This window comes from Nonlabens xylanidelens (assembly GCF_002934445.1).
Taxonomy (GTDB): domain Bacteria; phylum Bacteroidota; class Bacteroidia; order Flavobacteriales; family Flavobacteriaceae; genus Nonlabens; species Nonlabens xylanidelens.
Window position 1 is genome coordinate 53,837 of the sequence record NZ_PTJE01000005.1, and the last position, 14,512, is coordinate 68,348.

At 33.1% G+C, this 14,512-nt stretch carries 15 protein-coding genes; 10 read left to right on the forward strand and 5 right to left on the reverse strand.

Translation table 11 applies throughout. The features are described 5' to 3' along the window. The first annotated feature begins 93 nt into the window (after positions 1 to 93). From LY01_RS10830 to LY01_RS10850, 5 genes are all read left to right on the forward strand, one after another. Entirely contained in the window at positions 94 to 2,745 is a 2,652-nt protein-coding gene (locus tag LY01_RS10830; protein WP_104515875.1) for a DNA gyrase/topoisomerase IV subunit A, read from the forward strand. Positions 2,746 to 2,855: 110 nt separating this feature from the next. Next, entirely contained in the window at positions 2,856 to 3,293 is a 438-nt protein-coding gene (gene mscL, locus LY01_RS10835) for a large-conductance mechanosensitive channel protein MscL (protein WP_104515876.1), read from the forward strand. 163 nt (positions 3,294 to 3,456) lie between these two features. Then, positions 3,457 to 4,764: a hypothetical protein gene (locus LY01_RS10840; protein WP_146080418.1), complete on the forward strand. Its 1,308-nt coding sequence runs from the start codon at positions 3,457 to 3,459 to the stop codon at positions 4,762 to 4,764. A gap of 323 nt (positions 4,765 to 5,087) precedes the next feature. Beyond that, a complete protein-coding gene (locus LY01_RS10845) occupies positions 5,088 to 6,380 on the forward strand; it encodes a hypothetical protein (RefSeq protein ID WP_104515878.1) in 1,293 nt (430 codons plus the stop codon). A 173-nt stretch (positions 6,381 to 6,553) separates the two neighbouring features. Beyond that, positions 6,554 to 6,865, forward strand: a complete 312-nt coding sequence (locus tag LY01_RS10850; protein WP_245890704.1) for an EF-hand domain-containing protein — start codon at positions 6,554 to 6,556, stop codon at positions 6,863 to 6,865. A 79-nt stretch (positions 6,866 to 6,944) separates the two neighbouring features. Here the strand turns inward: LY01_RS10850 and LY01_RS10855 are convergent, their stop codons facing one another. Genes LY01_RS10855 through LY01_RS10865 form a run of 3 tightly spaced genes read right to left on the reverse strand, consistent with a single transcriptional unit; the run spans position 6,945 to position 8,639 of the window. Next, the gene (locus tag LY01_RS10855) at positions 6,945 to 7,760 is read right to left on the reverse strand and encodes a TerC family protein (RefSeq protein ID WP_104515879.1); all 816 of its coding nucleotides are present in this window, start codon (positions 7,758 to 7,760) and stop codon (positions 6,945 to 6,947) included. Positions 7,761 to 7,773: 13 nt separating this feature from the next. Beyond that, entirely contained in the window at positions 7,774 to 8,145 is a 372-nt protein-coding gene (locus LY01_RS10860; protein WP_104515880.1) for a DNA topoisomerase IV, read from the reverse strand. A gap of 38 nt (positions 8,146 to 8,183) precedes the next feature. Next, positions 8,184 to 8,639 (reverse strand): helix-turn-helix domain-containing protein, encoded by a 456-nt coding sequence (locus LY01_RS10865; RefSeq protein WP_104515881.1) that lies wholly within the window; start codon positions 8,637 to 8,639, stop codon positions 8,184 to 8,186. Positions 8,640 to 9,019: 380 nt separating this feature from the next. On the opposite strand from LY01_RS10865, the gene LY01_RS10870 reads away from it, so the two are divergent. The 4 genes from LY01_RS10870 (at position 9,020) to LY01_RS10885 (ending at position 11,851) form a co-directional block, all read left to right on the forward strand. Further along, positions 9,020 to 10,105 carry a M14 family zinc carboxypeptidase gene (locus LY01_RS10870; RefSeq protein ID WP_104515882.1) on the forward strand — a complete coding sequence of 362 codons (1,086 nt, stop codon included), beginning with the start codon at positions 9,020 to 9,022 and terminating at the stop codon, positions 10,103 to 10,105. A gap of 83 nt (positions 10,106 to 10,188) precedes the next feature. Then, positions 10,189 to 10,662 (forward strand): Lrp/AsnC family transcriptional regulator, encoded by a 474-nt coding sequence (locus tag LY01_RS10875; RefSeq protein ID WP_104515883.1) that lies wholly within the window; start codon positions 10,189 to 10,191, stop codon positions 10,660 to 10,662. Beyond that, positions 10,662 to 11,183 (forward strand): DinB family protein, encoded by a 522-nt coding sequence (locus tag LY01_RS10880; protein ID WP_104515884.1) that lies wholly within the window; start codon positions 10,662 to 10,664, stop codon positions 11,181 to 11,183. Before LY01_RS10875 ends, LY01_RS10880 begins: the two co-directional genes overlap by 1 nt. 119 nt (positions 11,184 to 11,302) lie before the next feature. After that, positions 11,303 to 11,851 carry a type 1 glutamine amidotransferase domain-containing protein gene (locus LY01_RS10885; protein WP_104515885.1) on the forward strand — a complete coding sequence of 183 codons (549 nt, stop codon included), beginning with the start codon at positions 11,303 to 11,305 and terminating at the stop codon, positions 11,849 to 11,851. A gap of 71 nt (positions 11,852 to 11,922) precedes the next feature. On the opposite strand, the gene dnaN is transcribed toward LY01_RS10885, so the two are convergent. After that, positions 11,923 to 13,038, reverse strand: coding sequence for a DNA polymerase III subunit beta (gene dnaN / locus LY01_RS10890; protein WP_104515886.1), 1,116 nt, complete (start codon positions 13,036 to 13,038; stop codon positions 11,923 to 11,925). A gap of 385 nt (positions 13,039 to 13,423) precedes the next feature. Here dnaN and LY01_RS10895 point away from each other — a divergent pair, with 385 nt between their 5' ends. Then, positions 13,424 to 14,089 carry a DUF2461 domain-containing protein gene (locus LY01_RS10895; RefSeq protein WP_104515887.1) on the forward strand — a complete coding sequence of 222 codons (666 nt, stop codon included), beginning with the start codon at positions 13,424 to 13,426 and terminating at the stop codon, positions 14,087 to 14,089. On the opposite strand, the gene LY01_RS10900 is transcribed toward LY01_RS10895, so the two are convergent. Continuing rightward, positions 14,084 to 14,494 (reverse strand): glyoxalase, encoded by a 411-nt coding sequence (locus LY01_RS10900; RefSeq protein ID WP_104515888.1) that lies wholly within the window; start codon positions 14,492 to 14,494, stop codon positions 14,084 to 14,086. The genes LY01_RS10895 and LY01_RS10900 overlap by 6 nt on opposite strands. Positions 14,495 to 14,512 lie beyond the last annotated feature (18 nt).

Here is a 14,512-nt window from a genome sequence, read left to right on the forward strand (position 1 = left end):
TAATTAATTCCGCTTTCGCGAAAGCGGAACGATAATAGAATAAACAGTTATTAATTAACTGAAGAGAATTAACTGATAACGGACTAGTGTCCTATGAGTGAAGAAAACGAAGAGTTAGAAAATTTAGGAGAAAACGTAGAAGAGCAATCTACAGAAACCATAACACGTGTCACGGGCATGTACAAAGAATGGTTTCTAGATTATGCCAGTTATGTTATTCTAGAACGAGCTGTACCTGCTATAGAAGATGGTTTTAAACCAGTACAACGTCGTATCATGCAGTCTATGAAAGATTTAGATGACGGTCGTTATAATAAAGTAGCAAACATAGTAGGGCACGCAATGCAGTACCACCCACATGGTGATGCGAGTATAGGTGATGCGATGGTGCAAATAGGTCAAAAAGACTTGTTGATAGACATGCAAGGAAACTGGGGTAATATCCTTACTGGAGATCCTGCTGCAGCATCTCGTTATATAGAAGCCCGTATATCAAAATTTGGTCTAGAAGTACTCTTTAATCCTAAAATTACCGAGTGGCAATCTAGTTATGATGGACGTCGTAAAGAACCTATTAATTTACCTGTAAAATTTCCGCTTTTACTTGCCCAAGGAGCTGAGGGAATCGCCGTAGGATTATCTACAAAGGTCTTACCACACAACTTTAATGAATTAATAGATGCTTCTATAAAGCATTTACAAGGTAAGCGCTTTAAAATTTATCCAGATTTTCCAACTGGTGGAGAGGCAGATATCTCTAATTATAATGATGGTTTAAGAGGTGGAAAAGTACGCGTGCGTGCAAAAATGCATTCTCCAGAAAAGAATAGTATTGTTATTACTGAAATCCCTTTTTCCACAACGACTAGTTCTTTGATAGATTCTATTCTTAAAGCAAATGAGAAGGGAAAGATCAAGATCAAAAAAATAGAAGATAATACGGCTGCAAACGTGGAGATTATGATCCATTTACCAGCAGGTTTATCTCCAGATAAAACTATGGATGCTTTATTTGCATTTACTAACTGTGAGGTGAGTATCTCTCCTTTAAGCTGTGTAATTGAAGATAACAAACCATTATTTGTAGGTGTGTCAGAAATGCTGAGACGCAGTGCTGACCATACTGTAGAATTACTAAAAGCAGAATTAGAAATATTACTACATGAGGTAGAAGAGCAATGGCACTTTGCATCACTAGAACGTATTTTTATTGAAAACCGTATCTATAGAGATATAGAAGAGGAAGAAACTTGGGAAGGTGTTTTAAGTGCCATAGACAGAGGTTTAAAACCTCATATAGGTCATTTAAAACGTGAAATTACCGAAGAAGATATAGCAAGATTAACAGAGATACGTATCAAACGTATTTCTAAATTTGACATAGATAAAGCACAACAAAAAATAGATGCTTTAGAAGACCGCATTGCAGAGTTAAGACACCATCTAGAGCATTTGATCGATTTTGCTATTGATTATTTTGCTAAACTTAAAAAAGATTATGGTAACGGTCGAGAACGTAAAACAGAATTAAAAACCTTTGACGACATCGTAGCTTCTAAGGTGATTATACGTAGTACAAAGCTCTATGTGAATAGAGAAGAAGGTTTTGTAGGTACGGCACTTAAGAAAGATGAGTATGTAGGCGATGTGTCTGATATTGATGACATCATATGCTTTACAAAAGAAGGAACTATGATGGTTACTAAAGTAGATGCAAAAACTTTTATAGGTAAAAACATCGTTCATGTAGCTGTTTTTAAGAAAAAAGATAAGCGTACCATATATAATGTCATTTATAGAGATGGTAAAACAGGACCTAGTTATATAAAAAGATTTGCAGTAACTAGTGTTACTCGAGATCGTGAATATCCTATGGGTAAGGCAGATAAAGGTTCGCTCATGCATTATTTTAGTGCAAACCCTAATGGTGAGGCCGAGGTGGTGACGGTAAGCCTAAGGCAGCAAGGTAGCATCAAGAAGATCAAGTGGGATATAGATTTTTCGGACATCTTAATTAAAGGTCGTTCTTCAAAAGGTAATCTAGTAACTAAGTATAATATCAAAAGAGTAGATCTTAAAGAAGAAGGAGTTTCTACATTAAAACCACGTAAAATATGGTTTGATGATACAGTGCAACGTCTTAACGTAGATGGAAGAGGTGAGTTATTAGGTGAATTTAGAGGAGAAGATCGTTTATTGATTATAACTCAAAAAGGTATTATTAAAACTATTATTCCTGAGGTTACAGCAAGATTTGACGACGATACGATAGTTCTAGAAAAATGGATACCTAATAAACCACTTACCGCTATTTATTTTAATGGAGAGCGAGATTTGTATTATGTAAAACGTTTTTTAATGGAAAATGAAGAACGTGAAGAGTCCTTTATTCCAGATCATGAAGGGTCGTATCTAGAAGTAGTCTCGACAGATTATAAACCCATGGCCGAACTTGTTTTTAACAAGCCTAGAGGTAAAGAACAACCTGATAATGAAGAGATCAATCTAGAAGAATTTATTGCTATAAAAGGAATAGCTGCCCAAGGAAATATGCTTACTAAGGCTAAAGTAAAGCAAATAAATTTATTAGATCCCATACCTTTTACACCAGTAGAGGCTATTCCAGAAGAGGTCGTTGAGGAAGAAATAACTCCTAAAAGGGATACTACTGATAGTGATGTTCCTAAAGATCCTAATGCTCCAGATCCTGAAATAGATGATACTGGACAGTCTATTTTATTTTAAGATTATTATAAAATTTTTAAAAGCGATAAATTCTATATTTATCGCTTTTTTTATTTCAATACCGCTTTCGCGAAAGCGAGATAATTACAACTTATAAAACACTTACATTAATGGGGTTATTAAAAGAATTCAAGGAATTTGCAGTTAAGGGAAACATGATAGATATGGCGGTAGGTATCATAATAGGTACAGCCTTCAATAATGTAGTGCAAACTCTTGTAAAGAAAGTGCTATTACCACCCTTATCTTATTTAACAGATGGAGTAAATTATGAAGATAAAAAGTATGTTTTAAGAGAAGCTATTGAAGGAGCTACCGGAGATCGGGCTAAAGAAATAGCAATAAATTATGGAGAGCTAGTAAATGTGAGCATAGATTTTCTAGTAATAGGTTTTACGGTTTTTATAGTCATAAAATTAATGAATAGGTTACGTAATAATGCTCAAGATCCTAAAAATAAGAAAGTCGTAACTCCTAAGGATATAGAATTACTTAATGATTTAAAAGAGTTAATGAAGGAGCAGAATCAATTGTTGAGTAAAAAATAATTTAAAATGGTTTTTTATCTAGCTTTAAAAGTAGGAATACACTTATTATTAGTGATTTAAACTGTTAAATTAACATATTAACGTTTTTATGTTTTTTTTTAATTTGATTATCAGAGATTACTTAGTCTGTGCTGTAAGTTTGCATGCTATTAAATCTCAAAAAATGAAATTTGTATTAAAAGCTATACTTCTAATAATACCTTTTTTAAGTATAGGACAAGTAGGTGTAAATACTATAAACCCCAAAGCAGACCTTGATATAACGGCTACGGCGCCAGGTTCTCCGACTAGTGATACTGGAATGTTGTTGCCTAGAATATCTAATTTTCCTGCGGTAAACCCATCCACTGAGCAAAATTCTATGTTAATTTATCTAAGTACAGATATTACTAGAAATATAACCGGATCTAATGAATTATATAAAAAAGGCTTTTATTATTGGGATGATAATCTAGGAAATTGGTTACCTTTTAACAGTTCATCTTCTGAAGGCTGGAAAGTAAATGGAAATAATGGGTTAACTTCTGGAACAAACTTTATCGGTACCACAGATGATGTAGAGCTAGGTTTTAGAGTTAATAATCAAGAAATTTTCAGAATGTCGTCCAAAGGACAACTAGAAGTATTATCTATTGTTGATAACATCTTAATAGGTGAAAAAGCAGGAGAAACACTTTCTGGAGGTAGAGAAAATGTAATTATAGGTCAAGACTCAGATGTTAATGGGACAGGATTCAGAGAAACGGTAGTGGTAGGAAATGGTCTAACAGCTTATGGAGATAATGCAACTATTATTGGATCAAGTGGATCTAGAGCTACTACTGATGGTGTTTCAATAGGAAGAGCTGCAAAGAGTACAGCAACAGAAGCTATATCAATAGGTTACTTAAGTGAAGCGACTAGAAATGGTGCAATAAGTATAGGTAAAGGAGCTATTACTAAAACGTCAGAATCAATTTCCATAGGTGTAAATGCAAGAGTTGAATCAGGATTTGATAGATCTATTGCTTTAGGACCAAATGCAAACGTTACTAAAGATAATCAATTGATGTTATCTAATGATATTAAGGAAGTAAGTGCTGAACAGGCAACTATTAGAGCTAGAAGTTATGTAGCTACTGCATCTAGCACTACTTATGCAGATTACGTTTTTGATATCTATTACGATGGTGTTTCTGAGCTTAGTAAAACATATAGTTTTCCAACTCTAGAAGAAGCAGAAGCTTTTGTAAAAGCAAATGGACACCTAATAGGTGTAAAATCTATAGAAGATATTAAGAATCAAGGAATGACGGTTAATGTAACTGATACGGCTCTTAAAAATTTAGAAAAGTTAGAAGAGCAGTTTTTATATATTACAGAACTTAATTCTAAAATAAATAAGCAAAATCTAAGAATCGAAACTTTAGAAGCCCAATTAGATAAGGTAAGCGAATTAGAGAAACGTATAATGGCTTTAGAATCTAAATAAGGATTTCATTCTCTCAAAGAGAAAAGGACAGTATCATTCATCGATATTGTCCTTTTTTTTTGTTTCAAACCTTACGTGCAATTAATTAAAAGCAATCTGTTTGAAGATGAAAATAGTATAAAATGGATTGTTTTGAATTATTAAAATACAATACAATTATCTGATTGTACGATTTCTTAGTCTTTAAATGGTTTGATAAAAGACGAGATTAGATCATTTCAACCGATTAAAATCACGTTTAATCCCATCTTTATTTTTATAAATTCTCTTTTTTACCAAAAGTGTAAAAGGACAGTAAATTGCAGAGAATTAAAAATTTATAGATGAAAACTTTATTGAAATCTTTCTTGTTATTTATACCACTTTTAAGTCTTGGACAGGTGGGAATTAATACCATTGACCCTAAGGCAGATTTAGAAATAGTAGCTGCGATTCCAGGTTCTCCGACCAGTGAAACTGGTATGTTGATTCCTAGAATAAATAATTTTCCTAATACGAACCCTGGAGTTGCACAACATTCAATGCTAGTATATCTAAGTGATAATGTAACGAGGAATATAACTGGATCTAACCAATTTTATGAAAGAGGATTTTATTACTGGGATAACAATCTTGATAACTGGATACCCTTTAATAATTCTAGTGTAAGCGGTGATGGATGGCAAACAGAAGGGAACTCTGGTCTTTCCTCAAATTCAAATTTCATAGGTACAACGGACAATGTAGAATTAAATTTTAGAGTTAATAATCAAGAAATATTTAGAATGTCTAATAAAGGTCAATTAGAAATTTTATCAAATGTTAATAATATTCTTATTGGAAAAAATGCTGGAGAAACAATTTCTGGAGGTAGAGAAAATGTAATTATTGGTCAAGATTCAGATGTTAATGGGACTGGTTTTAGAGAAACGGTGCTGTTAGGAAATGGTCTTACTGCATACGGAAATAACGCAACAGTTATTGGATCTAATGATTCTAGAGCAACCACTGACGGTATTGCGATAGGAAGAGCTGCTAAAAGTACAGCAACAGAAGCTATATCGATAGGTTACCTGAGTGAAGCTACTAGAAATGGAGCTATAAGTATAGGTAAAGGAGCTATTACTAAAACGTCAGAATCAATATCGATAGGTGTGAACGCAAAAGTTGAATCTAATTTTGATAGATCTATTGCTTTAGGAGTAAATGCAAACGTTACTAAAGATAATCAATTGATGCTATCTAATGATATTAAAGAAGTAAGTGCAGAACAAGCAACTATTAGGGCTCGTCAATTTGTAGCAACCGCATCAAATTCTACCTATGCAGATTATGTTTTTGATATGTATTATGATGGTACTTCTGATCTTAATAAAACCTATAATTTTCCAACTCTAGAAGAGGCAGAGTCTTTTACCAAAGCTAATGGTCACCTAATAGGAGTAAAGTCTATAGAAGATATACAGTCTCAAGGAATGACGGTAGATGTAGCTGAGACGTCACTTAAAAATTTAGAAAAAATAGAAGAGCAGTTCTTGTATATAACAGAGCTCAATTCTAAAATAAAAGAACAAAATAAAAGAATAGAAGACTTAGAGGCTCTTTTAAATAAGGTTATTGAATTGAAACAACTTTAAGAAATAGAAAAATGAAAGTTTATTCTTTCTGAATATAAGTTAAGAGCGGTATCCTAGATACTGCTCTTTTTTTTATTTTAAAGTTTCGCTTTCGCGAAAGCGGAATATATACCAAACCTGTTTTAAACTTTACACTAATTAAAAAGTCTTAATTATAATAAAACACTCTAACTATGAAAATTTTAAAAATAACTATTTGTGCAGCTGCAGTAGCTATTATGACATCATGTGGCTCAAAAGATGAAGTAGCGTCTAAAACGGCCAACTCTAAGATTTCTAAAGCAACTACAGAATTAATGACTAAAATGGATGCCAATAAAGATGGTAAGTTATCTAAAGATGAAGTAAAAGGACCTTTATCAAATGACTTTGATAAAATAGATACCAATGAGGATGGTTACATAAGTCTAGAAGAATTAAATAATGCACCCAAGCCAGAACGTGGTGGCAACCGTCAGGGGCCGCCTAGAGGTGGTAGACAGTAGTGTGATAACTCAACATCATATCGCATAAAAAAAAGCGTCAGATACTATCTGACGCTTTTTTAGTTTAATGGAAAAGTATTTATGAAGAAATATTGTTCTTAGCTTCATTCTCTGCTATCAACTTCTTTTGATAGCGTCCTTGTACGACATCCACGATAACTAATACTACGATTACAAAGTAGAAAGTCGTCTTACTCATAGGGACTATTTCATTACCAAAGAATTCTAGATGAGCTAGATGGCCACCTTCAGTTACTAGCATGATACCTACTATAAAAAGTATAAATAACCCTAGTACTTCATACATTCTGTTTTTGTTTAAGAATATAGAAATTCTATCTGCTAAGAATAACATTAGTAAACCACTACATACTATCGCTATAGCCATAATAATAAATGCTACTACAGAGTTTTCAATATCACTAGTCAGTCCTATAGCGGCTAGAATAGAGTCAAAAGAAAAAACTAGGTTCATAATAACGATACTAGTAATTACAGCATTTGCGGTTTTCTTTGATTTGCCATCTGGATTTTCTCCTATAGATAAATCAGGAGAGGAGATCATGTGCCATATTTCTTTAATAGCGGTATAGATTATAAAACCACCACCAGCAAGAACTATAAGGCTATGACCATTAAAAGCAAAGTGCACGATATCATCTATTCCACCAGATAAGAATGAAAAAGGATCTTGGAAAAAGTCAATAATAGAAACCAATACAAAGAGTAAAACGATTCTTAAAACGATGGCTATAAGAATCCCCACTTTACGTACTCTTTTCTGGTCTGCCTGAGGAGCTTTCTTAGATTCTAATGAAATGTATAAAAGATTATCAAATCCTAAAACAGCTTGTAATAGGACTAACATAAGTAGGGTAAAAATGTTTTCTAACATTATATAGGGTTGTTTATTGTTTAACGGCAGTTCCTTTGTAAATCTGGTCGCGACCGGACTGCTTAAATTCAAAGGTATATGAATCTTTGCTAGTTGTCAATATTTTAAAGAGGTATGCACGACTTTCTGCATTTGATTTAGGGTCGATAGGAATGACTCTCCATTCACAATCATTAATCCACTCTATTCTCGATGTGTCTACTTTATTTTCAAATCTCTCGATTTGTAAATCTTTGGTTCTAGTAAATTCTGTCTTTAATAGTTTACCACCACTTTCTTGTTCCCATATAAAAGTACCTACTTGAAAATCTGTACAGTCTCTTGTGTTTTCATAACAGCTGGTTAAAGAAAATAGGAGTAGTAAAAATAGAGGTGCATACTTCATGTAATAATTTTTCACAAAGTTAATTCTTGGAAGGTGAGTTATGGTATAAAATATTCAAAACTTCCGTCGTCATATAGTAAAATTACCTTTTGTATATTTTTCCCTTTATTTTTTTTAATAGGTAAAGGGTTATTGTCTGTATAAGGAGCAGAGAACAGGTCGTTAGTCTCTGCAGGTATAGGTTCTGTTTTTGTAGTGCTGGGTTCTTTTTGTAAAGGTGTTGGAGCAGGATTGTTTCTTGTAGGTGGAGAGATAGGAGCCTCGTCAGATTTAGGATAAGTACCCTTACCGTTAAGTAACCAGTATAGGTCTACTTCTGGAAATTCCTTCACGGTATTTACTACAAAATCAAGACTAGGTTTGTTACGACCGGACAGTATATGAGAGATAGAACTACGTCCTACATTAATACGTTCTGCAAAGGATGAAGCGTTTAAATCGTTTCTATCCATGATTTTTTGCAATCTTTTTGAAAAATCTACTGAATTCACCATAGGTTACAAAAGTAAACTAAATCAAGTTTACAAATGTGTTTATTATTGTAAACATATCAAAAAGTTACATCTGTATCTATGTACTCATAGTTACTTATGTATAATGTATTACCTTACTTCAGATGCTATAATAAACTGAAAAATAGTAGTAAATGATTATTAAGAATATTGTTATTGTTAAAATATACTAAATAGAATCGATTGTTACATTAATCAACATCTGATATGTCTCCAATTGTAAACAGACTAAGGCTGGACATTGTTTACAATTGTAACAAGCGCGGTGTTTACATTTGAAAACAGTATAGAGTTTACATTTGTACAGTCCGATTACAGTTGTGTATAGGCGATTTTTCAACTCTTATAAACTTTTATCATTTATGCTATCTAGATACTACTCTTACCTTCAATTTGAAGATGCTTTAAAAACGATCTTAGAGACTCTTGGACAAAAAAGCTTGTCAGATATTGAGATAGGTAAATCAGTTAATGGACGTTCTGTATATGGTATAAAATTGGGTACTGGAAAAATTAAAGTGTTAGTGTGGTCGCAAATGCATGGTAATGAATCCAGCACTACTAGAGCGCTTTTTAAACTGTTTAAAAGCGATAGTTTTAATAGTTTACTTAAAAATATATCATTGTATATTATTCCTATTTTAAATCCCGATGGATCTGAAAAGTGGACACGTGTAAATGCAAATAATGTAGATCTTAATCGAGATGCGATAGATTTAACTCAGCCAGAAAGTCAAATTTTAAGATCTGTTTTTGATGATTTTGCTCCAGATTATTGTCTTAATCTTCATGGTCAGCGTACCATTTTTGGATCTTTAGATGGAGACCAGCCTGCTCAAATTTCATTTTTAGCCCCTGCAGGAGATTTAGAAAAAACCATTTCTCAGGCTCGTTTAAAGTCTATGCAGATTATTAATGCTATCCATGGCCAACTTAATAATAGGGTTAGTGGTATAATAGGTAGATACAGTGATGACTTTAATATTAATTGTGTTGGTGATTATATGACCAGTAAACAGGTGCCTACGGTCTTATTTGAAGCCGGTCATTCTGGAGATGATTATTCTAGAGATCAAGTTACAGACCTTATGTATGAGTCTTTAAAAATAGCTTTTAAGACTATTCAAGATAGTCTCGTTGTAAATGAATCTAATGTGGTAGATGCTTATAACTCTATACCGCATATGAGTAAAGCTTATGTAGATGTTCTAGTTAAGAACTATAGATCGGTATCTGGATTACAGACACTAAGTGTGCAATACCATGAACAGGTTAAAGAAGGTGTCCTTTACTTTGTACCTATATTAATAGGTATAAATAGAGAAGATGTTTTAAACGGTCACAGAGTAATAGATTTAAACGATTTCCCTCATTATAATGACGATTTAATCATTGAAGGAAACCTAGAAATAAGGTCTAAATCTTTGGATATCGAAATTTTTTACTAATAATTTGTGAAATCACGAATTTTGTTAGTTTATTATCAGCTTTTGTCTTTATTTTGCAGAAAATTGACAGTAAAAGACTAATTATGGCAAAGATTGATGATATAGATAAGCAAATTTTAGACGTGCTTATAGAAAATACGAGAACCCCATTTACAGATATAGCTAAAAGATTGAGTATAAGTGCTGGTACAGTGCATGTTAGAGTTAAGAAGATGGAAGAATCTGGTATTATCCATGGATCTTCTCTTACAGTAGACTACCACCAGTTAGGTTATACCTTTATCGCTTACATAGGTGTCTTTCTTGAGAAAACTAGTGCAACACAGTTTGTGTTGAGTAGAATTAAAGAGATTCCATTTGTAACAGTAGCACATATTACAACAGGTAAATTCAATATATTTTGTAAAATACGTGCTAGAGACACAACTCATGCAAAAAGAATTATCTTCATGTTAGATGATATTGATGGTGTGAGTCGTACAGAGACTATGATTAGTCTTGAAGAAAGCATTAATGATAAAAAGAGATTGTTACACAAAGTATTTCAAGATCTATAATGGTGTATTTAAAAGATATACCGTCTGACGAGTACACTTCATATTTTGATACTTACTTGAACCTTGTTGATAAAGAGAGTAACATAAATAATGTATTGCAACAGTCGTTAGATAAAACACTGGATTTTATAAATTCTATTGACAAGCCGCTAGACTATCGCTACGAATCTAGTAAATGGTCTATAGGGCAAGTAATCCAGCATAATATTGATACAGAGCGTGTCTTTGCATATCGTGCATTACGTTTCCTTAGAGGTGATGATACAGCGTTATCTGGTTTTGATCAAGATGTCTTTGTTGATAGTTTAGGAGATTACGCTTTCGCGAAAGCGGAACTTTTAAAAACAACAGAGAGTACTAGAAATGCAACTATAGCTTTATTTGAAAACGTAACTGCAGATTCTCTCTTATTCAAAGGAAATGCTAGTGGAAATATAATGACCGCAAGAGTGATCCCATTTTTAATAGCTGGACACAACTTACATCACGAGAATGTTATAAGAGATCGTTATTTAAGTTAAATTAAGAAAAACATCTCATATTTAAGAGCCTGCTAAGAATATCTTAGCAGGCTCTTGTTATTTAAAAGACTTCTATCTTTTCATCTTTGTACTATAATAATTTAAACAAATATATAGACATGAAAAAGAGAGTAGCAATTTTAGCCACAGACGGATTTGAAGAAATAGAGTTAACTAGTCCTAAAAAAGCTCTAGAAGACGCAGGAGTAGAGGTGGGTATTATAAGTCCTAAAAAGGATTCTATAAAAGCTTGGGATAATGATAACTGGTCCGATACTTACAAGGTAGATAAACAGGTGAGTGAGGCAAATGCAAATGATTATCATTCATTAATGCTTCCTGGTGGTGTTTTAAACCCAGATCAGTTGCGACAGGATAAGGATTCTATAGAGTTTATTAAAGCCTTTTTTAAGCAGAAAAAGCCTGTAAGTGCTATATGTCACGGTATACAGCCGTTAATAGATGCAGACGTGCTTAATGGACGTAAATTAACCTCATATCCTTCTTTACAAAGAGATGTAGAAAATGCTGGAGGTAATTGGGTAGATCAAGAAGTGGTAGTAGATGAAGGTTTTACCACTAGCAGGACGCCAGATGATCTAGATGCGTTTAATGCAAAAATGGTAGAAGAAGTGCGTGAAGGAAAACATGAATTACAACACGCATAATTAGAAATAGTTTTAAACTTAAAAAGGCTCGCAAATTGCGAGCCTTTTTTATTTTTATAAATTATGTCAGTTTACTGGTTAAGCATAACTGGCATTACAAGCATGGTTACGTTTTCACCTTCGTCTAGTCCATCTACAGGTGTTAAAATACCGGCACGGTTAGGTAGCGACATTTCTAGAGATACGTCGTCACAAGTTAGGTTATTTAGCATTTCTATTAAGAACCTACTATTAAAACCTATTTGCATATCATCTCCTTGATAGTCACAAGTTAGGCGCTCGTCTGCTTTATTGCTATAATCTAGATCTTCAGCACTTATATTAAGCTCTGCACCAGCCATTTTAAGTCTTATCTGGTGTGTTGTTTTATTAGAGAAAATGCTAACACGTCTTACAGAGTTAAGAAGTTGTGTTCTAGAAATAGTAAGTTTGTTAGGGTTTTCTTTAGGTATAACAGCCTCGTAATTAGGGTACTTTCCGTCGATTAGACGACATATGATAGTTGTACCATCAAAACTGAATTGTGCATTACTATCATTATATTCTACTAATACCTCAGACTCGCTTCCTTGCAGCATTGCTTTAAGCAAGTTAAGAGGTTTTTTAGGCATGATAAACTCTGCAGTTTCACTTGCAGCGATATCTTCTCTTTTATAACGTACAAGTTTATGTGCGTCTGTAGCGACAAATGTTAGTGAATCACTTGTAAACTGAAAGAATACACCACTCATTACAGGTCTTAAATCGTCATTACCAGCTGCAAATATGGTTTTGTTAACCGCAGTTGCTAGTGTATCACCCATTATGGTGGTACTGCTAGGCTCAGATATAGTTACTGCTTTAGGAAATTCTTCAGCAGCAGCGCAAGCTATTTCAGATTTACCTTTATCATGACTTACAGTAATCATAGTGCCTACTGCATGAAAAGTTAATGGTTGTTCTGGAAATGTTTTTAAAGTGTCTAGAAGTAATTTTGCTGGTAAGGCGATGCTACCGTCATCTTCACTTTCTACCTCTAGTTTACTAACTATGGTAGTTTCCATATCGCTGGCAGAAACCTTAAGCTCACTACCTGTTAATTCTAGAAGAAAGTTATCTAGAATAGGTAAGGTATTATTGTTATTAATTACTCCACCTAATAACTGCAGGTGTTTTTGTAAATATGAACTAGATACTATAAATTTCATCTTGGTGTTGTTATTTTGTGATGATAATTCCGGCTATTTAATTAAACGGAATTATTAAAATAGAACTCCATAAAATACGTGTATTCAATGTCTGTTCTGCAATTACAAAGATATTTTATATATAATTAGTAACATAACATACTTATTAACAATTAAGCCCTTTTTATAAATAAACTCATGACTTGCAAGGTGTCTTTACGAGATACAGTTCTTTTGCGATCATTTTTCTTGAACTTATGATTTTTTAATAGGTGGATTTTAAGAGGTCCACCTTGTGATTAAGCTGTATAGAAAGGAGTTTTTTATTATTACAAACTTGTTAAATAGACTTCTTACATTTTAAATAATCAATAACTTGCCATTTGTTAAGTAAAGTCTCTTTATTATGATAGATCCAGCATTATTAGAATTTTTAAAAGAACTAGCGCAAAATAATAACAAGCCATGGTTTGAAGAGCGCAAAGCAGATTTTAAAAAACTAGATAATGAGTTTAAGGATTTTACGGCTGCCGTAATGGTAGAGTTGAATCAAAACGATGTGATCGAAAAAGCAAAAAACTATAGAATTTATAGAGATATTAGATTCTCTAAGGATAAAACACCATTTAAAGCACATCGCAGTGTGAACTGGTTAAGAGCAGGAGCAGATAGGCGCGGTAGTTATTACATGCGTATAAAACCTAATGAAAATGTAATAGGCATAGGTTTTTTTGGACCAGAGAAAGAAGATCTTTTAAGAATAAGAAAAGAGCTAGAATTAGATGCTCAAGAAATGAGAGATATTATTTCTAGCCCTTCATTTAAATCTTGTTGGGGAGAATTACAAGGAGAGCAGCTTAAAACAGCACCTAGAAATTTTGATAAAAACCACCCAGACATTGATTTAATTAGGTTCAAAGCTTTTTATTTTATGAAAAGCTATACAGATAAAGAAGTTACATCTCCTGATTTCATGGATAAAGTCATAGAATCCTTCCATACTGGCCGTACATTTCTTGATTACATGACAGATGTACTTACTACAGATTTAAACGGAGAATCGCTGTTATAAATCTAATTGCGGCTTTTCAAATACTTGAATACTACTTATTAATCTTTCACGTACTAAATTCATCATGCGTTTATTCAATGCGCTAGAATTAGTGATGTAAGTACTGTATTCTGCAATAGTAAAATGTCCCATCATGATTCCTTTTAGAGAATTTCTAAATTTTTGGTCTCTATTTACTGCGTTTTCTATATAATCAATACGTTTATGAGCAGTCAGGCCATAAAAGACATTTTTGTGCTTTTTTATGTAGTTTCTAAAAACCGCAATGATAAGATCGTGTTGTAATTTTGCGATAGGACGCAAGGTTACATTTTGAAAACGTTCTTCTTCACTCATTTGCTCATCTACACGTATACTGGGTATTTCTGGTCTTAATGCGACTAGATACTCGTCTCGATTATTCATAGTTTTAGGGTTTTAATA